The sequence below is a fragment of the Devosia sp. genome (assembly GCF_036563435.1).
Lineage (GTDB): Bacteria > Pseudomonadota > Alphaproteobacteria > Rhizobiales > Devosiaceae > Devosia.
Genome location: NZ_DATCMJ010000004.1, coordinates 37,363 through 57,692, shown reverse-complemented (window position 1 = coordinate 57,692; position 20,330 = coordinate 37,363). Strand labels below are relative to the sequence as shown.

Here is a 20,330-nt window from a genome sequence, read left to right as displayed (position 1 = left end):
CAGCTATGCGGAACTGCGCCATGTCGTCTTCATCCCTGTCCGGCTCCGATCTTGCGCTGGCACGGCAGCTGGCGCCGGTAATCCGCTTTTGCGACAATGAGCCGTTCCTGCCCTCTCGCGTCGGTATTTCGGTATTTGCGGCGCCCGGCCGTTCCCCTTCGGCACCACTTGACGTCACCTTCGAGCCGGGCGTCGGCAAGGTGATCGAGTATGCCATCTGGTGGGACTGGGACATCCAGCACCTCTATGAACTCGAGCATGTCTGGCTCTCGCTCGACGCTGCCGACAACATCGTGTCCGTGCGGGCCAGCGCCCATGGGAGCATGATACCGATGCGCGGCGAGGATGGAGCCCTCCCCATCGAGAATGGTCGCGTCACGCTGGTTTCAGCGCCGGGCAAGCATGCCTTCACCGGTTCCACTGCCGAGCAAGCCAAGGATGCCGAAGCGTCGCGCCTGGCGTGCCGGGAGCTGCCCGGTCGGGGCGGCGTGCTGATCAACGACATATTCGCGCCTATGCTGGGTGCCGTCACGGCGGAAGACCACCGCGCCGTGAAGCGCTACTTGCAGAGCCGTGCGTTCCTGCCGGCGCTGGGCTTCGAGCAGCGCCTCGACCTTGCGACGCTGGACTTCGTCGCCTGGCCCGAATTGCAGGCCTGGATTCCGGAGCGGGTCAAGTCGGTGCTGGCAGAGGTCCGTAGAGAACAGCCGCTGCTCAAGGCCGTGTTTCTCGACAGCGGCGACACGCTGGTCAACGAGGCCACCGAAAAGTTCGACGGCGAGGGCTATGTGATCGAGGCGGGCCTGATCCCCGGTGCGCTCGAAATGGTGCGCGCGCTAGTCGAAGACGGTTATCGGCTGGCGCTGGTGGCCGACGGGCGGGTGCGCAGCTTTGCCACGGTGCTTGGCGGCCATGGCATTGCCCCCCATTTCCATGTGCAGGTGATCTCGGAAACGGAAGGCTGCGAAAAGCCGGACAGGCGCATGTTCCAAAAGGCAATGGCGTCGCTCGGGCTGTCGGAAGCTGACGCCAGCGCGATCGTCATGGTCGGCAATCACCTCGAACGCGACATTGGCGGGGCCAACCAGCTCGGCATCGTCAGCGTCTGGCAAAAATGGTCCAAGAAGCGCACCCATGTACCGGCAAACAGCGTGGAAGTGCCCCGCTACACCATTCGCACGCCGGGCGAACTGCCGGCGCTCTTGGAAGAGATCGAGCGCCAGATGAGCCGTACCGGGCTGAACCCGGCCTTCGTCTGACGCAGCGAACGTCAATCCTTTGAACGGGAGCGGCAGGTGACCTTGAAGTTTATCGTGCTGAGCGACCTCCATGTCGTGCCCGAAGGACAGGTGTCCGTCACCCTGGACACTGGCGCGCGCCTGGAGCAGGCCCTGGAGGCGATCAGCGCGCGTTACAGCGATGCGGACTTCTGCGTCATTGCGGGCGATCTGGCCGATGCAGGCGAGCCTGCCGCCTATATCCGCCTCAAGCGAATCCTCGATCGCATGCCCATTCCGGTTTACCTGACCCTGGGCAATCACGATGATCGCAGCAGTTTCCTCTCCGTCTTCGGCGCAGGTGAGATCGGCGCGACCGGCAAGATCGACAAGGTCATCGACGCCAAGGGATACCGGATCATTCTCCTCGATTCTTCGGAGCCCGGGCGAGTGGATGGCGTGCTGAGCACCGGGCAGATCGAGTGGCTAAGACTTCGTCTCGCAGAAGCGATTGACCGGCCGGTAATCGTCATCATTCACCACAATGCCAATGCCCTCCACGTGGAATCGGATGACATCCGCATCGTCGACGCCGCGCCTTTCCTCGCAGCGCTCAAGGCCCATCCGGACGTGCGGCAGGTCATTGCGGGGCATGTCCACCTGACCTCCACCGCGATGTGGCAGGGCATTGCCTTCACCACCCTGGCGGGTGGGCACTACTATTGCACGGTGGACCAGCCAACGGTGCCGATGCGCCGGCGCAATGGGCCCGGCCAGCTGGCTTATGTGGTAGGCACGGCTGAGAGCACCACGGTGCACTTCGACAACTACATCGATGCCAATGCCGACATCGCGGTGGCGGAATAGGTCTGCCGCCGCCTAGCTCTAGTCCGCAACGGCCTGCATCAGGGAGAGGCCCTTTGCCGTACCCTCGGCAAAGCCCTTCCAATAGGTGTGCTCATTCTGTTCGGCTCCGCTCTCGCTGACGGCATAGACGCCCGCCGCCGCATCCTCGACCAGGTCGAGATAGGCGGACATGGACGCATCGCCCTTGAGATGCTTGCCGAGGAAGGCCGTGACGAAGTGCTGGGCAATATTGTTCATGCGCACCGTGTCCCAGACCGGATCGGCATAGTGGCCGAACGGCGCCTGGCCGAGCTTTTCCGACACTGTCCAGGCTTCGACCGGCGCGGGGATGGGCGCGGCCGCGTTGTGGCCGGCATTGTCGAAGGTCAGCAGATAGCGCTCGGGCGCGTTCACGCTGAACTCGTAGATTTTCTTCGTTCCGTTCTCGTAGAGCGAGACGTCATCTGAGCTGCCCGACACGTAGAATATCGACTTGCGGATACCTGCGAGGCCTTCGGCGTCCCACAGATCGCGGTTCATGCCCCAGGGCGCAAAGGCGACGACCGCCTTGACCCGATCGTCGGGCAGCTGGGCGTGGCTGGCCGAGCCTGCAAGATGCACGGCAAGAGTGTTCCCGGGCCCACCCAGTTCGGTTGCCGCCTGTGTAAGACCACCGCCAGCGGAGACGACGGCACCGTAACCGCCCATGGAATAGCCGATGATGGCAGCCGTGTCGGCGTCCACGAGACCGGAGAGGAAACCGTCCTTCTCGTCGCCGAGACGCGCCATTTCGTTGAGCACGAACTTCTGGTCCAGCGAGCGGTTGACCAGCGTCGAGGCGAATGCGCCCTGGTCGGCATAGGTGGAGTCGGTATGGTCAATAGAGGCCACGACATAGCCCTTGGAGGCGAGGTTTTCGGCCAGGTGGCTGAGCAGGAAGCGGTTGCCGGGATAGCCATGCGAGATGATGACGAGCGGATAACCCTCCCCGCCTTCTGCCGCTTTCGGCTTGGCATCGCGCGAGGCGCGGCCATGGAGCGTTACCTGCGTCTCGCCATCGCGGAGGAAGACGTTCTCGTATGGGCTCGGGACACCACCATCTTCCGTTGGATACCAGACTTCCACCGTTAAGGGTCGGTCATAGAGCGGCAGGTCCTTGCCGGCTTCCACATGCAAGACATCCACCTGATCCGGGTTGCTCAGCTGGATCGTGCGCACGCCGACGGCCAAAGAGCCGAACGTGGCAAGTTCCGGAGCATCCGGCCGGATGAGGTCAATACGGTTTTCTTGCGCCAAGGCTACGCTACTCCCCGCGAAAACCATCGCTGCCACAATCACCAGTATCTTCCGCATCGGCTAACCCTCAAGGCTTTGCGCCACAGTCTAGCACCGGAATCACTCGGTCCGATGACACTTTCATGCTGAAGCACGCCTGTTGGATGTGCGCTATCGACCCCACTTTACATATAATAGTACTTTATGTAGCTTCCTCCCATCGCTGCAGGTGAACACGCCGTGGCGACCACATTGGGAGGACATCGTGACCATCATTTCCAAGCTCGCCCTCGCGGCGAGCCTCGCTACCGCTTTGACGTCCGTCAGCGTTGCCCAAGACAATCTGAACGGCCTCGTCGTCGGCTTTTCGCAGATCGGTTCCGAATCGGGTTGGCGCGCCGCCGAGACTTCGGTCACCAAGCAGGAAGCCGAAGCGCGCGGCATCGACCTCAAGTTTGCCGACGCCCAGCAGAAACAGGAAAACCAGATCAAGGCCATCCGCGGCTTTATCGCCCAGGGCGTTGACGCCATCCTCGTGGCGCCCGTGGTTGCCACCGGCTGGGAAGACGTGCTGACCGAGGCCAAGGAAGCCGAAATCCCCGTCATGCTGCTCGACCGCGGCGTCGATGCGCCCGAAGACCTTTACCTGACCTCCGTTGCCTCCGACCAGGTTCTTGAAGGCCGCGTGGCCGGCGAGTGGCTAGTCGAAGAGGTAGGCGACGAGGACTGCAAGGTCGTCGAACTGCAGGGCACCGTCGGCTCCACCCCTGCGATCAACCGCAAGCAGGGCTTCGAGGAGGCCATTGCGGGACACGACAACATCACCATCGCCCGCTCGCAGACGGGTGACTTCACCCGCGCCAAGGGCAAGGAAGTGATGGAAGGCTTCATCAAGGCCGAAAACGGCGGCGCCGACATCTGCGCGGTCTATGCCCATAATGACGACATGGCCGTTGGCGCCATCCAGGCCATCAAGGATGCGGGCCTCAAGCCCGGCACTGACATCAAGATCGTTTCGATCGACGCCGTCCCGGACATTTTCGCCGCCATGGCCGCCGGTGAAGCCAATGCCACGGTGGAACTGACCCCCAACATGGCCGGCCCCGCCTTCGACGCCCTCTCGGCCTACCTCGCCGACGGCACCGAGCCCGAGAAGTTCATCATCACCGAGTCCAAGCTCTATACGCCTGCCGACGATCCGCAGGGCGAGTATGACCGCCGCAAAGGCCTGGGTTACTAAGCAACCTGCCGACGCATCTACAAGAATGGGATCATCCCGGCTCTGTGCCGGGATGATCTACACGTAGACGTCTTTGATGACTGCGGAGGAACGGCATGGCCGACACCAACTACGTGCTCGAAGCGCGCGGGGTGATGAAGATCTTCGGCAATCATGTTGCCCTGGATAATGTCACCTTTGGCCTCGAGCCGGGCGAAGTGCATGCCCTGCTGGGCGAGAACGGCGCCGGCAAATCCACGCTGATCAAGATCCTGACCGGCGCCTACCAGCCCGACGGCGGCGGCGTCTTTGTCGATGGCGCCCAGGTCCAGCTCGACAACCCCCTGCACGCGCAGACCTTTGGCATCGGTACAGTTTATCAGGAGGTCAATCTCCTGCCCAATCGATCGGTTGCGGAAAACCTCTTTCTCGGCCATCAGCCGCGCCGCTTCGGGCTCGTCGACTTCCGCAAGATGGAGCGCGACGCGCGGGCGGTGCTCAAGAACTACGACCTCGACATCGACCCATCCAGCGAACTCGGCACCCACTCAGTGGCCGTGCAGCAGATCGTTGCGATTGCGCGGGCGGTGCAGCTCTCGGGCAAGGTGCTGATCCTCGACGAACCGACCGCGAGCCTTGACCGTAACGAGGTCGAGCGGCTGTTCGAGGTGGTTCGCGGGCTCAAGGCGCGGGGCCTAGCCATCATTTTCATCACCCATTTTCTCGATCAGGTCTTTGCCATTTCCGACCGCGTGACGGTGCTGCGCAATGGCAAGCTGATCGATACGCGTCCCCTCAATGCCCTGAACCGCACCGAAGTGGTGCGCCTGATGCTGGGCAAGGACATCGCTTTTTCGGGCGCCACCGACGTGGAGCCCAGCGAGGCCGCGCAGGAAGTGCTGCTCGTATTCAAGGGTTATGGCCGCAAGCGCGGCGTTCATCCCTTCGACCTCACCATCCACAAGGGCGAGGTCGTCGGTGTCGCGGGGCTCCTGGGCTCGGGACGCACCGAGGTTGCGCGCATGATGTTCGGCGCCGACCCGGCAGATCAGGGGACCGTCACCGTCAAGGGACAGCCCAGCGCCATTCGCAACACGACCGATGCCATACGGCACGGCTTCGGCTTTACCCCGGAGGACCGGAAAGCAGAGGGCATCCTAGGCGACCTGTCGGTACGCGAAAACATCGTCATTGCCCTCCAGGGCAAGCTCGGCTGGTTCCGCGCCCTCAATCGCGACGAGCAGCTCGAAATCGCCGGGCGCTTCGGCGAGGCCATGGATATTCGCGCCGCTTCGCTCGATATGCCGGTCAAGCTCCTGTCGGGCGGTAACCAGCAAAAGGTCATCCTCTCGCGCTGGCTGGCGACAGACCCAGCCTTCCTGATCCTCGATGAACCCACGCGCGGCATCGACGTGGGAGCTCATGCCGAGATTGTGCGCACCATCAACCGCCTGCGCGACGAGGGCATGGCCATGCTGGTGATCTCCTCCGAGCTCGACGAGGTCGTGGCCTACTCCTCCCGCATCGTGGTGATGCGCGACCGGCAGATGGTCGCCGAACTGCGCGGCCGCAACATCAATCCCGGCGTCATCGTCCAGGCGATCGCCAACAACCCCGACGAGGCCGTCGCATGAAGCGGCTCCATCTCGAACGCCTGGCCAATCCACAGCTCTTGGCCCTTGCCGCCGTCCTGCTGATCAACTGGGCGCTGTTTCCCAATTTCTTCCGCATCACCTGGCAGGACGGGCGCCTGTTCGGCTCGCTGATCGACGTGCTCAACCGCGGCGCGCCGGTGGCAATCCTCGCCATCGGCATGACCGGGGTCATTGCTACCAAGGGCGTCGACCTGTCGGTGGGTGCCATCATGGCCGTTTGTGGTGCGGTGGCGGCGACCATGGTGGTGGCGGGCTATCCAACGCCAGTCGCGGTGATTGCGGCGCTCGCCGTTGGCCTCCTGTGCGGCTTGTGGAACGGCTTCCTTGTCGCCGTGCTCGATATCCAGCCCATCATTGCGACCCTGGTGCTGATGGTGGCGGGCCGCGGCATCGCCCAATTGATCACCGAGGGCTATATCGTCACCTTCAACGACCCGGCCCTGATCTTTATCGGCACCGGCTCCTTCCTTGGCTTCCCTATGGCAGCCGTTATCGCCGTCGTGCTGATGGTGCTCGTGACGCTGCTGGTCAAGCAGACGGCAATCGGGCTCTTTATCCAGGCCATCGGCGTCAACCGCGCCGCCGCCTCGCTCGCAGGCATCCACTCGCGCATGCTGCTGATCCTCGTCTATGCGCTGAGCGGCTTCTGTGCCGCCATCGCCGGCATCGTGGTGGCCGCCGACATTCGTGGTGCCGATGCCAACAATTCCGGCCTCTGGCTCGAACTCGACGCCATCCTGGCGGTGGTGATCGGTGGGACATCGCTCCTCGGTGGGCGGTTCTCCATCCCGCTGGCCGTGGTCGGCGCCATCATCATCCAGGCGATGAATACCGGCATCCTGGTGTCGGGCTTCCGGCCCGAATTCAACCTCATCGTTAAGGCGGGCATGATCATCCTGATCCTGCTGTTGCAGTCGCCGCTAGTGGGTACGGCGGCAGGCTTCTTCAAGCGCGACACTCGGCGGACGGTGACCAAATGAAGCGCTCCCTCCGTCCGCTGGCCGCGACTGCCATCATCTTCGTCATCGCCTATGCCGTGAGCGTGCTGCAGTTTCCGGGCATGCTCTCGACCCGCGTGCTGGGTAATTTCCTCACCGACAACGCCTTCCTCGGCATTGCCGCCGTGGGCATGACCTTCGTGATCATTTCGGGTGGGATCGACTTGTCAGTAGGTGCAGTGATCGGCTTCACCGGCGTGCTGGTGGCCGTCCTTGTCACCTGGCTGGGCCTGCATCCGCTTCTGGCCTTCGTGATCGCCCTCGGCGTTGCCGCCCTGTTCGGAGCGGCCATGGGGCTGACGATCCATTATTTGCAGGTGCCCAGCTTCATCGTCACCCTGGCCGGCATGTTCCTGGCCCGCGGCGGCGCCTCGGTGATCACGCAGGATTCGGTGCCCATCAACCACGACTTCTATGGCTGGATCTCGGACCTCATCATACGCCTGCCCGGCGGCGGTCGGCTGAGCTTCATCGGCCTTTTGATGATCGTCATCTTCCTCCTCGGCGCCCTGCTGGCCCACCGCACGCGGTTCGGCTCCTATGTCTATGCCCTGGGCGGCAATGCCGTATCTGCGTCGCTCATGGGCGTTCCCGTGGCCAAGACTACCGTGCAGATCTACGTCCTTTCGAGTACTCTTGCCGCCTTGTCGGGCATCGTCTTTTCGCTTTACACCTCCGCCGGTTATCCCCTGGCAGCAGTGGGCGTCGAGCTCGATGCCATAAGCGCCGTGGTGATCGGGGGCACGCTGCTGACCGGGGGCTATGGCTTTGTGCTCGGTACATTCATCGGCGTCATGCTGCTGGGGCTGGTGCAGACCTACATTATTTTCGATGGTACGCTATCGAGCTGGTGGACCAAGATCGTGATCGGTGTGCTGCTGTTCCTGTTCATCGTGCTGCAGCGGGTGATCTTTGCGGCTTCGGCCCCTGGAGAAGAGAAGCCCGAGAAGGCCTAGTATGATCGAAGCAGGCAGCCTTATCCGCTCACTGTCCGGGCGGCCCGCTGCGCGAAACTTCCACACCTTCGTGATCAACGAGATCGGGCTCGGCATCGTGACGGGCAAGTTTCCCGTCGGCTCGATCCTGGCTAGCGATGCGGCGATGATGGACACTTACGGCGTCTCGCGCACGGTGCTGCGCGAGGCGCTCAAGACGCTGGAGGCCAAGGGGATGATTGAGGCCCGCCCCAAGGTGGGCACCCGCGTTTCGCCCGCCAGCCGCTGGAGCTTTTTTGATCCGCAGGTTCTGTCCTGGCACTTCTATGCCCGTCCCGACCGGCGGTTCTTTGAGAGCGTGTTCGATATCCGGCAGGCGCTGGAAACGCGGGCGGTGAAGCTGGCGAGCGAGCGGCGGACGGCCGAACATGTGCGCCTGATGAAGTATTGGCTCCATCAGATGGACATGTCCGACGGCAATCACGAGGCACATGGACTGGCCTGCCTCGAGATCCACAAGGCGATCGCCGAAAGCTCGGGCAACAGCCTGCTGCGCTCGGTCACCGGTATCGTGGAACTGACACTTGCCCTGGCACTGAAGTCCATCCTGGAGGCGGAGGGCACGAACTATCTGTCTGCCTCGCTCTCCGCCCATGACGCGCTGATCAACGCCATCGAGCGGGCGGACTCCGTAAGCACCTCAGCAGCGCTCGACAGCATCATCGCCATGGACGCAAGCCAAGCCATGACGCTTCATAGGTAAACTCCACATGCTGAAGTCAAGGAGCCATCGCCACGATTATGCATTGTGCGGCTATGGGGTTGGTGGAGGAGAGGTTGCAACCCGAAGCGAAACAGGAGCTCCCTTCGCCGTGGCAGCTCTATTGCGCCTTTTTCGCCTGCGCCGTGATGCTCGGCAGCTGGTACCCCCGCATCCCTGACGTGCAGCGCCTGGGAAGCCTGGATGGCTGGGAGCTCGGCTTTGGGCTTGCCGGCTATCCCGCCGGCACGCTGTTGCTTTTTACCTTCGGCACGCAATGGGCAGCCCGGCTGAGTTTCCGCCGAAGTTTCCGCCTTGTTGTTCCTGCACTGGGCGTTGCGCTGATCGCCGCTACCATGGCGGGCAATGCAGCGGCCTTGTTCGCGTGCATGGCGGCGGCCGGAGCGCTGCAGGGTATCCTCGCTGTTACGGGCAATGTCGAGGCCGATCAGATCGAGGCTGCGCTTGGCCGACCGGTTCTGGTTCGAGCCCACGGCTTCTATAGTGTTGCTACCGTGATGGCCGGAGGGGCTGGTATCGGTTTCCGGGCCCTTGATGTCGCGCCCTGGTGGCACCTTTCCATCGCCCTGCCAGTGGCAACAATTCTGGTGGTGATCGCGACCATTGGCATTGGTGGGAGCATCGGAAAGCCAGCTCCCACCGAGCAACCTGCCAGGATCGTGCTACCCACAAGCCAGGTTCTGGTGCTGTTTGTGGCCGGCGGTGCGGCCCTTTACCTCGACAACGCCGCTTCCGACTGGTCCGGCATTCTGCTGCGCGATGGCTATGGGGCAGATCCAACCACCGTCACCGCGGCGGTGACCGCCTGGGCAATTGGACAGGCAGCAGGCCGGCTCGGCTTCCCCAACCTCTCGAACCTTGTCGGCAAGGAGAAGCTCGCCCTGCTGATGGCTGCAACGGCCGGACTTGGCCTCGCCATGGTCGTGATCTCGCCGGTTGCGGCCGCTGCCTTCCTGGGCCTCTTCCTCATGGGTATCGGTACCAGCGCTCTCTTTCCAATGGCCATTGCGGCGGCTGCTCGCCTTGGAGATCGTCCGGCAGCGACCAACGTGTCGTCCCTCTCGCAAATGGCGTTCCTTGCCGGCATCGCTACGCCGATCGTGCTGGGAGGCCTGGTGCAGCTCGTTGGCGTGCGCTGGGCCTTTGCCTCCGGCGCTGTCATGCTTATGGCAAGCCTTGCGATCCAACTCCTCCGTCGACCCTTCGCTCGCTGATGCAGCGCACAAGCCCAGCAATCGTTCTGATTGAGTCCGCATTGGCCAAGGGCAAGATCGCTGATCGCGGGATCCAATCATTGCGCCAAGGCGAAGTATCGGCCGTCGGGAAACTTAGCCACCCGGCTGTGTGGTCACCAATGCCTTATCCATCCGGAAGCGATCGAACCACTGTCCGTTTCGGTGCACTCGTTCTGGTTCAACAACGCGAAAGCCATGGCGCTCGAAGAACGGGCGGGCGGTAAGACTGACTTCGGAATAGATGCGCGCAAGGCCAAGCTTCCTGGCGTGGTGCTCGGCAGTATCAAGCAGCGCTGTGGCCACGCCGAACCGGGCGAAACGGGGATGCACATACATCATGTCGAGGTGACCATCGGGCTCTAGATCAGTGAAGCCGGCGACCGATCCATTCACCTCCGCCAGCCAGGTTGGCCGGCTGAGTCTTCGCTCGGACCACGTCACTTTGTCGACCTGCGCCCAGGCGGTCCTTTGCGCCTCCGAGTAGTTGGCGGACGCTGTCTGCATGATGGCGGCTCGGAAAACGTCGATAAGGGCGTCGAGATCAGCAGGCTCGTACTCCCGTATCAAAATGGAGGAATTGGACATTGGAGGTGTAACCTTGTCGGACAAGAGAGGAAACAGTCGCGCCTGCCTAAGCTGATCGCGACTGTCGATTGCGCTGTTGTCTACACTCAGATCACGTTCGCGCGCTGCAGTTGATACTGCCAAACCTCTCCATCGTTGGGGTCTATAATAGTCTGTGATGGCTTGAAGCCCAACTTGCGTAAGACTCCTTGCGAGGCGATCAATGCTGGAATAGTGTGGGCGATGATGGTCTCCGCGCCTTGATGGAAGGCATCGATGCAGAGCTGCCTGACTGCCGCTGTTGCGATGCCGCGCCGCTGAAGCTCGACCACCACCGAGTAGCCAATTTCCACCTGGCCCGTCATGTCGGGCGCCCCTTTGTAACCGGCGACGCCCGCGAGAACAGGTTCATTATCTATCTGGGCAATGATGTAGCGGCTGTACCAGGAGTACTCTAGCGGTTGCGCTACAAGGCGTTCCCGCACCCACGCCCTTGTTTCCCGATCATTGAATTCTGGAGGCCAGGAAGGAGGCGCCGCTACGCCCAGCGCCCTCACGAGGACGTCTACCGACCTGTCCTCGAGGTTGAGTTGCTCGATCGCCGCGGGCACAAGGCGCACGCCATCTTTGAAAAGTTCTGTCATTTCGAACCGGAGTTTTTTGGCTGATAAACAGCCGTGACTTCACGCTCTCAGGATCTGAGAGATCTAGGTCGACAGGAGTCGACTAAGCGGAAACAACAATGACAGCCAGAGGCGCCTCTAAAAGGTTTGCGGCGTGCCTATACATCTGCCCTTCGGCAGCAACAAGCTTTGTCAGCTTCCAGACTGGCTCAGCCTTCAAACAAAGCCTCAATCGGACCAGAAGCTGTCGTTGAGCGCGACCTCCTCCCAAGCCACATCTGCGACCAACCGTGCCTTGCCTCTGCCGCTTCGGCAGGGTCATATGCCGCAAACGGAGCGCGCCATGACCGAGACCACCATCAACGATGCCGAAATCGCCAAGTTCACCGCGATGGCCGAGCAGTGGTGGGACCCCAAGGGCAAGTTCAAGCCGCTGCACAAGTTCAATCCGGTGCGGCTTGGCTATATCCGCGACTATCTGCTGAGCCACTTCGAGCGCGACGGCACCAACATGCGTCCCTTTGAGGGGCTCTCCATTCTCGATGTCGGCTGTGGTGGCGGGCTGCTCTGCGAACCTCTGGCGCGGCTGGGCGCGACGGTGACCGGCATCGATGCAGCGGAGCGCAACATCGCGGTGGCGCGCCTCCATGCCGAACAGTCGGGGCTTGCCATCGGCTACCAGGCGACGACCAGCGAGGCGCTGGCGGCCGAGGGGCGGCAGTTCGACATGGTGCTCAACATGGAAGTGGTGGAGCATGTCGACAATGTTCCCCTTTACATGAAGAGCTGCGCCGACCTGGTAAAGCCGGGTGGCTTGACCCTCACCGCCACCATCAACCGCACGCTGCGCGCCAACCTCTTCGCCGTGATTGGCGCCGAGCGCGTCCTGCGCTGGCTGCCGGTGGGCACGCATGACTGGAACAAGTTCCTGACACCCGACGAGATCAAGACGCTGCTGACGCGCAACGGACTGCGGGTGATCGGGGAGACGGGCGTGGTCTTTCATCCGCTGGGCGACGAATGGCGCCGCTCGACCGACATGTCCATCAACTACATGATCATGGCGGAGCGGCCGGCGGCAGGTTAGAACGGAGGCTCCAACACGGAGCCATCCATGCGCCTTCTTGCCCCGCTCGCCCTCCTGGCCGCCCTGCTTGCCACGCCGGCCTTCGCGCAAAGCGAAGAGGATGTGATGGCCCGGATCGAGAACCTCCACGGCATGTCGGAAGAATTCGGCGAAGCCTTTGCGCAGCTGCAGGACGCCTTTTTGTTCGACGATCCTGCGACACTGGCCAACCTCGCCTTCTATCCGCTCGAGGTTGCCGCCAATGGCGAGCTCTATGATGTGCTCGAAGCGCAGGATCTGGTCGACAATTTCGACAGCCTCCTGACCGAAGACACCCTGGCGGCGCTGGGGAGCCAGGATTTCGCCGACCTAATCGTCACGAGCGAAGGCGTCGGCTTTGCCGATGGCGCGCTCTGGATGTCGCTGGTGTGCCTCGACGATGCTTGCGAAGACGCCGAATGGGGCATCATCCGCATTGATAACTGAGGGGCTCAGGCGTCGCGCTCGGCCTCGATGCCGGCGGCGAGGGTGAAGACCTCGTCATCGGAAAGATCGGTATGCGACACGTCGCCGATCGGTTCGCGGCCGCCGCCCAGCCGCCCCCAGGCGCCCTGCCATTGGAGCCCTTCCTGCAGGGCAACGACCACCTCGGCAAAGCCATGCAGCTCGCGGGCCGCCTCGGCGGCGGCAAGGGCGGTGGGCACATCCTCATATTCGGCTTCGTCGGCATCCACGTCACGGATGGAATCCCACCAAACGGCGGCCTTCAAGGCGCCGGTGCCGTCGCGTTCGATGCCGACGGTTACCGCGTCCGGCGTGTCCTGCCCGACGGGGACCTGACGATAGCTCTGCATGGGCTGCTCCTTTGTCTCCGGTGACGGAAACGTTGATCACGGCAAAGCGATGCAATCAACCGTACCCGTCGGTACGGTTTCCGTTGATCCCTTGTTGGAATGGGTCTAAGAATGACCACAAGCGGCCATCAGGGTCGCGGCCGACCTCCGAGGATGATCCCATGCCCGCTTACCGCTCCCGCACAACCACCCATGGCCGCAACATGGCCGGCGCGCGTGGCCTCTGGCGCGCCACGGGCATGAAGGACGGCGACTTCGGCAAGCCCATTATTGCGGTGGTCAATTCGTTCACACAGTTCGTGCCTGGCCATGTGCATCTGAAAGACCTTGGCCAGCTGGTGGCGCGCGAGATCGAGGCGGCGGGTGGCGTCGCCAAGGAATTCAACACCATCGCGGTCGATGACGGCATCGCCATGGGCCATGACGGCATGCTCTATTCGCTGCCATCGCGCGACATCATCGCCGACTCCGTGGAATACATGGTCAACGCCCACTGCGCCGACGCCATGGTCTGCATTTCCAATTGCGACAAGATCACCCCCGGCATGCTGAATGCCGCCATGCGCATCAACATCCCTGTGGTCTTCGTCTCCGGCGGACCGATGGAAGCGGGCAAGGCCCTGATCAAGGGCAAGCTGCAGGCGCTGGACCTGGTCGACGCCATGGTGATGGCGGCCGACGAAGGCTATACCGACGAAGAAGTGCAGGCCGTCGAGGAAGCCGCCTGCCCTACCTGCGGCTCCTGCTCCGGCATGTTCACCGCCAATTCCATGAACTGCCTGACCGAGGCGCTCGGCCTCTCATTGCCTGGCAATGGCTCGACGCTCGCCACCCATTCCGATCGCAAGCGGCTGTTCCAGGAAGCGGGCCACCTGATCGTCGACCTGGCGCGCCGCTGGTACGAGCAGGAGGATGCGTCCGTCCTGCCGCGCTCTATCGCAACCAAGCAGGCCTTCGAGAACGCCATGGCGCTCGATATCGCCATGGGCGGCTCCACCAATACGGTGCTTCATATCCTGGCTGCCGCCCATGAGGGTGGGGTCGATTTCACCATGGACGACATCGACGCCCTGTCGCGCCGCGTTCCTGTGTTGAGCAAGGTCGCGCCGGCCAAGAACGATGTCCATATGGAAGACGTTCACCGCGCCGGTGGCATCTTCGCCATCCTGGGCCAGCTCGACCGTGCTGGCCTCATCAACCGCCGCGAGCCGACGGTGCATGCCGCGACCATGGGCGACGCCATCGATAGGTGGGATATCTCGCGCACCAATTCGGAAAGCGTGCGCAATTTCTATATGGCCGCACCGGGCGGCGTGCGCACGACGCAGGCCTTTTCGCAGAGCAACCGCTGGGCCGAGCTCGACCTCGACCGCCAGAACGGCGTGATCCGTTCGGCGGAATCGCCCTTCAGCAAGGACGGCGGGCTCGCTGTGCTCAAGGGCAATGTCGCCATCGATGGCTGCATCGTGAAGACCGCGGGCGTCGACGAGTCCATCCTCAAGTTCACCGGCCCGGCGCGCGTGTTCGAGTCGCAGGACGCGACCGTCAAGGCGATCCTCAGCAACGAGATCAAGGCAGGCGACGTGATCGTCATCCGCTACGAAGGCCCGCGCGGCGGCCCCGGCATGCAGGAAATGCTTTATCCCACGAGCTACCTGAAATCGAAGGGCCTGGGCAAAGCCTGTGCGCTCCTGACCGACGGGCGCTTCTCGGGCGGTACGTCGGGGCTTTCCATCGGCCACGTTTCGCCCGAAGCGGCGGAAGGCGGCACGATCGGTCTTGTGCGCGAAGGCGACATGATCGAGATCGACATCCCCAACCGTTCGATCACGCTTCTTGTCAGCGACGACGAGCTGGTGCAGCGCCGGCACGACCAGGACCAGCTCGGCTGGAAGCCGGCCCATCCGCGCAAGCGCAACGTCACCACCGCGCTCAAGGGCTATGCGGCGTTTGCGACCAGCGCGGCGCGCGGCGCGGTGCGGGACACGCAGGCGATCGACAAGCTGTGGAATTAGTCTCACCCGCAAGAGGTCACCCTCGGGCTTGACCTGATGGTGACCTCTTGCGGCGCCCTAGTTAAGTGAAGCGTCCTCGGGTCAAGCCCGAGGATGACGGCCGGTGGTGATCACGACAATTGCGTGACAACCGCTTCCGCCGGTGCTACATGGCCCTCAGCCACTCAGCGGTCTGCCAAGACAGCTGAACTGGTCAGGTTCGATAGCGGGGATTCCACCCTCCCTATCGAACCGACCCTAACCTCCTCACATCGTTGCAATGCCGCGGCACGAAAAAGCCGGCAGCGCTGTTGCGCCACCGGCTTGTAAGCAGTCGTGCCGTACGATCAGCCCTTCTTGCCGATCTTGTCCAGCGTGGCGAAATCCTCGTCGCTGAGTTCGATGGCGGCTGCCGCGACATTGTCTTCCAGGTGTTTGCGCTTGCCGGTGCCCGGGATGGGCAACATGACCGGCGAGCGCTTCAGCAGCCAGGCCAGCGCGATCTGGCTGGGCGAGGCATTGTGCTTTTCGATGATGGCCTGGGCGTCGGCATGGCCCTTGACCAGATCGCCGCCGGCCAGCGGGTACCACGGGATGAAGCCGATGCCATTGGCTTCGCAATATTCCAGAACGTCCTCGCTCTGCCGGTTGGCGAAGTTGTAGAGGTTCTGCACCGTGGTGACGGGAAAGTATTTCTGCGCTTCCTTGATCTCCGCGACGCTGACCTGGCTGAGGCCGGCATGACGGATGATGCCATCCTTTTGCAGTTCGGCGATGGTCTCGAACTGCTCGCGTGCCGGCACCTTGGCATCGATGCGGTGCAGCTGCCAGAGGTCGATGCGCTCGACCTTGAGGCGGCGCAGGCTCAGCAGCGCGCCCTGGCGCAGGAATTCGGGACGGCCAAGCTGCGGCCAGAGGTCGGGACCATGACGGGTGAGGCCGCCCTTGGTGGCGACAATGGTGCCCTGCCCGTAAGGCGCCAGCACCTCGCCGATCAGCTCTTCGCTGATATAGGGACCGTAACTTTCGGCCGTGTCGATGAAGTTGACATTGAGCTCGGGCAGGCGGCGAAGCGTTGCCCGCGCCTCCTCGGGGTCTTCCGGCGGGCCCCAGATGCCCTTGCCGGTGATGCGCATGGCCCCGAAGCCGAGCCGGTTGACCTTGAGGTCACCGCCAATGGCGAAGGTTCCCGAAAGGGCTGCGTCGAGTTTGGTCATGATCGTCTCCGTTGGTCGCGCCGGGACTGGCGCTCGGAACTAGTTGTCGTCTGCCAGATCGGGCAGAGGGAGGAAGTCGATGCCATCCTCGGCCAGCGCCACGACTTCGTCGCGGGTCGCCTGCCCATAGATGCCGCGGGCCTCCGCCTCCTCGAAATGGATCTTGCGCGCTTCTTCGGCGAACTTGTCGCCGACATAGTCGGCTTCGCTGATCACCTTCTGTCGATAGGCGCGCAGCAGTTCGCGGATCTTGGCAGCGTCGGGCCGAGAGGAAGCCAGGGAGACCTTTTCCCGATCGGTCCGGGCAACGGCCGGCGCCATGGGCGCCTTGCTGACGGCGCTATCGCCGCAGATTGCGCAGGTCACGATGCCGCGGCGCTGCTGTTCATCGAAGGCCGCAGCACTCTTGAACCAGGCATCGTAGGCGTGGCCCTTGCTGCAATGGAGGGAATATTGGATCAAGGCAGGTGTCTTTTGAGCGTTGCTCGAAGGTCAAGAAGATATAGGCCGCCAGCTCACGCCCGCAATGGCGGCGGCGGGGCAAAGTTTCGCGCATTCGCAAGGGCCGGGACGCGGCTCCTGGCGTCCGCAACCGCTTCGGGCGAAATTTCTGCCAGCAGCACGCCGGGCTCATCGTGCTCGAGCTCGGCGACTATCCGGCCCCACGGGTCGACGACAAGCGAGTGGCCATAGGTGGCCCGGCCATTGGGATGCTGGCCCCCCTGCGCGGCGGCGATCACATAGGAGCCCGTTTCGATGGCCCGGGCGCGCAGGAGCACATGCCAGTGCGCCTCACCTGTGGGTACGGTGAAGGCCGCCGGAACGGCAATCAGCGAGGCGCCGGCATTGGCGAGCGCATTGTAGAGCCGGGGGAAGCGCATGTCGTAGCAGATCGTCATGCCAAGGGTGAATGGGCCGAGATCGGCCGTCACCGCCTGCTCGCCAGCGGCATAGGTGGCGCTTTCACGATAGGCATTGAGCCCGGCGATATCGGCATCGAACAGATGGATCTTATCGTAGGTCGCCCGGATGTTGCCATCGGGTCCGAACAGCACCGAACGGTTGGCGAAGCGCCCGTCCGGGAGTGGCACCGCCAGTGAGCCGATATGGACGTGCATGCCATGCTGGCGCGCCAGCTCGCCGACGCGGCGCAGCTGCGGATGATTTTCGAAAGGCGCCGCCACGCTGCGCAGGTGGTCGCGGTTCTCGGGGAACAGCACCGTGACCTCGGGCGTCAGGGCGTAGGAGGCACCCGCCTCTGCCGCCTCGGCAAGAAGCGGCTCGAGCGCTGCGACATTGGCCTCGGGGTCGAGGCCGGAGCGCATCTGGATGGCGGCGATCTTCACGCTGCTACTGTGCCAGGAGCGGATCGAGGCCGCCCTGCCGGTCAAGGGCCGCCATGTCGTCATAGCCGCCGACATGGGTTTCGCCGATAAAGATCTGCGGCACGGTGCGGCGGCCATGGGCGCGCTGGGTCATGGCGGCGCGCAGTTCCGGATCGAGCACGGTGATCTCGGTGAACTCGGCACCCTTTTCGTTCAGCAGCGCCTTGGCGGCATGGCAATAGGGGCAGGTCGGCGTGGTGTAGATTTCGATCTTGGCCAACGGAATCTCCTGGGAGAAAAGCTGTTTCTTATATGGGCAAGTCCGCGCCGATAACAACGCGGGCGAAGCTGATGACGTCGACGGATTCGGCACCGGCTCGGAGCAGGGTTCGCGTCACCGCCTTGGTCGTGGCGCCGGTCGTATAGACGTCATCGACAAGCACGATGCGGCGGCCCCGGCTGCGTGCCAGCATGTCGGGATGAACGGCAAAGGCGCCCGCGACGTTCCGTTGCCGTCCGTCTTCGCTGAGGCCAACCTGCTGACGAGTCTTGCGAATCCTGCGGACCAGAAGAGGATCGACCTCGAGGCCGACGATGCTGCCGATTGCCCTGGCCAGTTCGGCCGACTGGTTGTAGCGCCGCTGGCGGTGGCGCGCGGGATGAAGCGGCACGGGCAAGAGTATGGGTGCGCCTTCCCAGAGCTCGTGCCCGGCGCCGGCCATGAGGCGGGCGCAGAAGCGGGCCAGTTCCGGCCGGTCGCCATATTTGAGGCGCGATACCAGGGTGCGGGCGACGTCGTTATAGATCACCGCCGCCCGGGCGCGGCCGAAGGGCGGTGGGTCGGCCAAGGCCTCGGCTGAGAGGGCGTCAGGACCGAGTGAGACCTCGAAGGGCAGGCCCAGGACCGGACAAAGCGGCGCCGTGATGGGACGGAGGGACTGGAAGCAGCCGGCACAAAGACTGTCCGGAGCAGCGGTCGGCGCATCGCAGTTGAGGCAGGTGGGCGGATAGACGAGGTCGAGCAACACGGTGGCCGCCCGTCGGGCGCCATCCAGTGCGCGGCTGCCCCAGACCGTTGTTTTGACAAGCCCCTCTTCGCTCTCCATAAGCCCATAGTGCCACACTGCCAACGGCCCGCAAGGGATGCCATGAGCCAGCCGCCAGCCATTTTCGATACCGCCCTGATCCGGCGCCACCTGGCGCGGCGGACCGATAGGGGCGACTTCGTCACCGATCTGGTTCTGGCCGATCTCGAGGATCGCCTCGGCACCCTGATCCGCGACTTTGCCAAGGCCGCGATCATCGGGCCTGACCTTGCGAGGCTTCCCCAAAAGGGGCAGACCGCCAGCGCGAGCTTTTCCTACGAACGGCACGCGGCTTTCGAAGGGGATGACGACATCCCACCGCTCGAGGGAGATGGTTACAACCTTGTCGTGTCCTTGCTTCACCTCCAGGTGGTCAATGACGTTCCCGGCTACCTGGCGCGGCTGCGGACAAGGCTTGCACCGGACGGGCTCCTGATGGTGGCTGCGCTGGGGGGCGAGACGCTGACCGAGCTGCGCGAGGCCTTTCTTGCCGCCGACACGGAGGTGTTCGGCGGTGCGGCGGCGCGTGTGGCGCCGATGATCCAGGTGCGCGACGGCGGGGCGCTGTTGCAGCGAGCCGGGTTGGCGCTGCCCGTGGCGGATGTGGAAACCCATGTCGTCCGCTACAGTACCCCTTTCGCCCTGATGGCGGAGCTCAAGGCGCTGGGTGCAGCCAACCCGTTGCGGGATCGGCCGAAACGGCCGGCGACACGGGCGCTGCTGACCGCTGCGGCAGAGGCCTATGCCGATCGGGAAAGCGATGCGGATGGGCGTGTGCGCGCGACGCTGGAAATCATCTGGCTCTCGGGCTGGGTGCCGCATGAAAGCCAGCAGCAGCCGCTCAAACCGGGCAGTGCCACCACCCGTCTGGGTGATGCCCTGAGGGGGAGTTGATGGACCCATTGGCCGGCCAGATTCTGCTGCTTTCCGGCTCGCCGGGTTCAGGCAAGACCACCGCCGCCGAGGCCCTGGCCAACCTGCCGGGCGGCAAAAAGGTGCATCTCCATACCGATGACTTCTGGGGCTATATCAAGCAGGGGCATATCGATCCCTGGCTCCCCGAAGCAGATGCGCAGAATCGCATGGTCATGAGGATCGCCGGCAACGTGGCCGCCCTCTACGCTCAAGAGGCGTACTTTGTGGCTGTGGACGGCGTCATTCGCCCGGCCATGCTGCCCTATTATCGGATCGCTGGCGTGACCACTCATTACATCGTCCTGCGGACGTCAGTGGAGGAAGCGGTGGAGCGCTGCCGAAGCCGAGGCGGGGATTCCCTTGCCGATCCTGGGGTCGTTGCAGAACTCCATCGCCAGTTTGCCGACCTTGACGAGCATGAGAAGCACGCGCTGGCCGTAGACGGCATGAGCCGTCACGACACGCTGCGGGCCGTGGTCGCGGCCTTGGAAAGCAATCGCTTTCGGGTCTGAACTCATGAAAAAGG

General features: G+C 63.4%; 22 protein-coding genes. 13 read left to right on the top strand and 9 right to left on the bottom strand.

Annotation, left to right across the window (positions count from 1 at the left end):
- The first annotated feature begins 20 nt into the window (after window positions 1-20).
- On the top strand, window positions 21-1,259 hold the full coding sequence (locus VIL88_RS03295) for an HAD family hydrolase (RefSeq protein WP_331985932.1): 1,239 nt from the start codon (window positions 21-23) through the stop codon (window positions 1,257-1,259).
- 36 nt (window positions 1,260-1,295) lie between these two features.
- Window positions 1,296-2,084 (top strand): metallophosphoesterase, encoded by a 789-nt coding sequence (locus VIL88_RS03290; protein ID WP_331985930.1) that lies wholly within the window; start codon window positions 1,296-1,298, stop codon window positions 2,082-2,084.
- Window positions 2,085-2,102: 18 nt separating this feature from the next.
- Here VIL88_RS03290 and VIL88_RS03285 read toward each other — a convergent pair whose 3' ends face one another.
- Window positions 2,103-3,359 (bottom strand): dienelactone hydrolase, encoded by a 1,257-nt coding sequence (locus tag VIL88_RS03285; protein WP_331985928.1) that lies wholly within the window; start codon window positions 3,357-3,359, stop codon window positions 2,103-2,105.
- A gap of 244 nt (window positions 3,360-3,603) precedes the next feature.
- On the opposite strand from VIL88_RS03285, the gene ytfQ reads away from it, so the two are divergent.
- The 6 genes from ytfQ to VIL88_RS03255 all read left to right on the top strand — a co-directional run bounded on the left by ytfQ (window position 3,604) and on the right by VIL88_RS03255 (window position 10,140).
- Entirely contained in the window at window positions 3,604-4,578 is a 975-nt protein-coding gene (gene ytfQ / locus VIL88_RS03280; protein ID WP_331985926.1) for a galactofuranose ABC transporter, galactofuranose-binding protein YtfQ, read from the top strand.
- A 95-nt stretch (window positions 4,579-4,673) separates the two neighbouring features.
- Window positions 4,674-6,191: a sugar ABC transporter ATP-binding protein gene (locus VIL88_RS03275; protein WP_331985924.1), complete on the top strand. Its 1,518-nt coding sequence runs from the start codon at window positions 4,674-4,676 to the stop codon at window positions 6,189-6,191.
- Window positions 6,188-7,192, top strand: coding sequence for an ABC transporter permease (locus tag VIL88_RS03270; protein ID WP_331985922.1), 1,005 nt, complete (start codon window positions 6,188-6,190; stop codon window positions 7,190-7,192). The genes VIL88_RS03275 and VIL88_RS03270 overlap by 4 nt, the downstream gene beginning before the upstream one ends.
- Window positions 7,189-8,166, top strand: a complete 978-nt coding sequence (yjfF, locus tag VIL88_RS03265; protein WP_331985920.1) for a galactofuranose ABC transporter, permease protein YjfF — start codon at window positions 7,189-7,191, stop codon at window positions 8,164-8,166. The genes VIL88_RS03270 and yjfF overlap by 4 nt, the downstream gene beginning before the upstream one ends.
- A 1-nt stretch (window position 8,167) precedes the next feature.
- Window positions 8,168-8,908 (top strand): FadR/GntR family transcriptional regulator, encoded by a 741-nt coding sequence (locus VIL88_RS03260; RefSeq protein WP_331985918.1) that lies wholly within the window; start codon window positions 8,168-8,170, stop codon window positions 8,906-8,908.
- Between the two features lie 74 nt (window positions 8,909-8,982).
- Entirely contained in the window at window positions 8,983-10,140 is a 1,158-nt protein-coding gene (locus tag VIL88_RS03255) for an MFS transporter (RefSeq protein WP_331985916.1), read from the top strand.
- A 114-nt stretch (window positions 10,141-10,254) separates the two neighbouring features.
- On the opposite strand, the gene VIL88_RS03250 is transcribed toward VIL88_RS03255, so the two are convergent.
- Window positions 10,255-10,746 carry a GNAT family N-acetyltransferase gene (locus VIL88_RS03250; RefSeq protein WP_331985914.1) on the bottom strand — a complete coding sequence of 164 codons (492 nt, stop codon included), beginning with the start codon at window positions 10,744-10,746 and terminating at the stop codon, window positions 10,255-10,257.
- Window positions 10,747-10,832: 86 nt separating this feature from the next.
- Window positions 10,833-11,369 (bottom strand): GNAT family N-acetyltransferase, encoded by a 537-nt coding sequence (locus VIL88_RS03245; protein ID WP_331985912.1) that lies wholly within the window; start codon window positions 11,367-11,369, stop codon window positions 10,833-10,835.
- A 322-nt stretch (window positions 11,370-11,691) separates the two neighbouring features.
- On the opposite strand from VIL88_RS03245, the gene ubiG reads away from it, so the two are divergent.
- Together ubiG and VIL88_RS03235 are read left to right on the top strand one after the other, a co-directional pair.
- Window positions 11,692-12,435, top strand: coding sequence for a bifunctional 2-polyprenyl-6-hydroxyphenol methylase/3-demethylubiquinol 3-O-methyltransferase UbiG (ubiG, locus tag VIL88_RS03240; RefSeq protein WP_331985910.1), 744 nt, complete (start codon window positions 11,692-11,694; stop codon window positions 12,433-12,435).
- A 27-nt stretch (window positions 12,436-12,462) separates the two neighbouring features.
- Complete coding sequence (locus VIL88_RS03235) at window positions 12,463-12,900, top strand: hypothetical protein (RefSeq protein ID WP_331985908.1); 438 nt, start codon at window positions 12,463-12,465, stop codon at window positions 12,898-12,900.
- Window positions 12,901-12,905: 5 nt separating this feature from the next.
- Here VIL88_RS03235 and VIL88_RS03230 read toward each other — a convergent pair whose 3' ends face one another.
- Entirely contained in the window at window positions 12,906-13,268 is a 363-nt protein-coding gene (locus VIL88_RS03230) for a hypothetical protein (protein ID WP_331985906.1), read from the bottom strand.
- Between the two features lie 161 nt (window positions 13,269-13,429).
- Here VIL88_RS03230 and ilvD point away from each other — a divergent pair, with 161 nt between their 5' ends.
- Complete coding sequence (gene ilvD / locus VIL88_RS03225) at window positions 13,430-15,283, top strand: dihydroxy-acid dehydratase (RefSeq protein ID WP_331985904.1); 1,854 nt, start codon at window positions 13,430-13,432, stop codon at window positions 15,281-15,283.
- A 326-nt stretch (window positions 15,284-15,609) separates the two neighbouring features.
- Here the strand turns inward: ilvD and VIL88_RS03220 are convergent, their stop codons facing one another.
- Genes VIL88_RS03220 through VIL88_RS03200 form a run of 5 tightly spaced genes read right to left on the bottom strand, consistent with a single transcriptional unit; the run spans window position 15,610 to window position 18,832 of the window.
- Window positions 15,610-16,479: an aldo/keto reductase gene (locus VIL88_RS03220; protein WP_331985902.1), complete on the bottom strand. Its 870-nt coding sequence runs from the start codon at window positions 16,477-16,479 to the stop codon at window positions 15,610-15,612.
- A 39-nt stretch (window positions 16,480-16,518) separates the two neighbouring features.
- Window positions 16,519-16,941 carry a DUF1178 family protein gene (locus VIL88_RS03215; RefSeq protein WP_331985900.1) on the bottom strand — a complete coding sequence of 141 codons (423 nt, stop codon included), beginning with the start codon at window positions 16,939-16,941 and terminating at the stop codon, window positions 16,519-16,521.
- A 53-nt stretch (window positions 16,942-16,994) separates the two neighbouring features.
- Complete coding sequence (locus VIL88_RS03210) at window positions 16,995-17,825, bottom strand: carbon-nitrogen hydrolase family protein (RefSeq protein WP_331985899.1); 831 nt, start codon at window positions 17,823-17,825, stop codon at window positions 16,995-16,997.
- A 4-nt stretch (window positions 17,826-17,829) separates the two neighbouring features.
- The gene (gene grxC, locus VIL88_RS03205) at window positions 17,830-18,084 is read right to left on the bottom strand and encodes a glutaredoxin 3 (RefSeq protein ID WP_331985897.1); all 255 of its coding nucleotides are present in this window, start codon (window positions 18,082-18,084) and stop codon (window positions 17,830-17,832) included.
- A gap of 28 nt (window positions 18,085-18,112) precedes the next feature.
- Window positions 18,113-18,832 carry a ComF family protein gene (locus tag VIL88_RS03200; RefSeq protein WP_331985895.1) on the bottom strand — a complete coding sequence of 240 codons (720 nt, stop codon included), beginning with the start codon at window positions 18,830-18,832 and terminating at the stop codon, window positions 18,113-18,115.
- Between the two features lie 120 nt (window positions 18,833-18,952).
- Here VIL88_RS03200 and VIL88_RS03195 point away from each other — a divergent pair, with 120 nt between their 5' ends.
- Window positions 18,953-19,783 carry an SAM-dependent methyltransferase gene (locus tag VIL88_RS03195; RefSeq protein ID WP_331985893.1) on the top strand — a complete coding sequence of 277 codons (831 nt, stop codon included), beginning with the start codon at window positions 18,953-18,955 and terminating at the stop codon, window positions 19,781-19,783.
- Window positions 19,783-20,316: an AAA family ATPase gene (locus tag VIL88_RS03190; protein WP_331985891.1), complete on the top strand. Its 534-nt coding sequence runs from the start codon at window positions 19,783-19,785 to the stop codon at window positions 20,314-20,316. Before VIL88_RS03195 ends, VIL88_RS03190 begins: the two co-directional genes overlap by 1 nt.
- The last annotated feature ends 14 nt before the right edge of the window (window positions 20,317-20,330 follow it).

Bases quoted from the DNA above. Each gene is read 5' to 3' on its own strand.
- VIL88_RS03295 (WP_331985932.1), top strand. From the start codon at position 21: ATGTCGTCTTCATCCCTGTCCGGCTCCGATCTTGCGCTGGCACGGCAG.
- VIL88_RS03275 (WP_331985924.1), top strand. From the start codon at position 4,674: ATGGCCGACACCAACTACGTGCTCGAAGCGCGCGGGGTGATGAAGATC.
- VIL88_RS03270 (WP_331985922.1), top strand. From the start codon at position 6,188: ATGAAGCGGCTCCATCTCGAACGCCTGGCCAATCCACAGCTCTTGGCC.
- yjfF (WP_331985920.1), top strand. From the start codon at position 7,189: ATGAAGCGCTCCCTCCGTCCGCTGGCCGCGACTGCCATCATCTTCGTC.
- VIL88_RS03260 (WP_331985918.1), top strand. From the start codon at position 8,168: ATGATCGAAGCAGGCAGCCTTATCCGCTCACTGTCCGGGCGGCCCGCT.
- VIL88_RS03250 (WP_331985914.1), bottom strand. From the start codon at position 10,746: ATGTCCAATTCCTCCATTTTGATACGGGAGTACGAGCCTGCTGATCTC.
- VIL88_RS03245 (WP_331985912.1), bottom strand. From the start codon at position 11,369: ATGACAGAACTTTTCAAAGATGGCGTGCGCCTTGTGCCCGCGGCGATC.
- ubiG (WP_331985910.1), top strand. From the start codon at position 11,692: ATGACCGAGACCACCATCAACGATGCCGAAATCGCCAAGTTCACCGCG.
- VIL88_RS03235 (WP_331985908.1), top strand. From the start codon at position 12,463: ATGCGCCTTCTTGCCCCGCTCGCCCTCCTGGCCGCCCTGCTTGCCACG.
- VIL88_RS03230 (WP_331985906.1), bottom strand. From the start codon at position 13,268: ATGCAGAGCTATCGTCAGGTCCCCGTCGGGCAGGACACGCCGGACGCG.
- ilvD (WP_331985904.1), top strand. From the start codon at position 13,430: ATGCCCGCTTACCGCTCCCGCACAACCACCCATGGCCGCAACATGGCC.
- VIL88_RS03220 (WP_331985902.1), bottom strand. From the start codon at position 16,479: ATGACCAAACTCGACGCAGCCCTTTCGGGAACCTTCGCCATTGGCGGT.
- VIL88_RS03195 (WP_331985893.1), top strand. From the start codon at position 18,953: ATGAGCCAGCCGCCAGCCATTTTCGATACCGCCCTGATCCGGCGCCAC.
- VIL88_RS03190 (WP_331985891.1), top strand. From the start codon at position 19,783: ATGGACCCATTGGCCGGCCAGATTCTGCTGCTTTCCGGCTCGCCGGGT.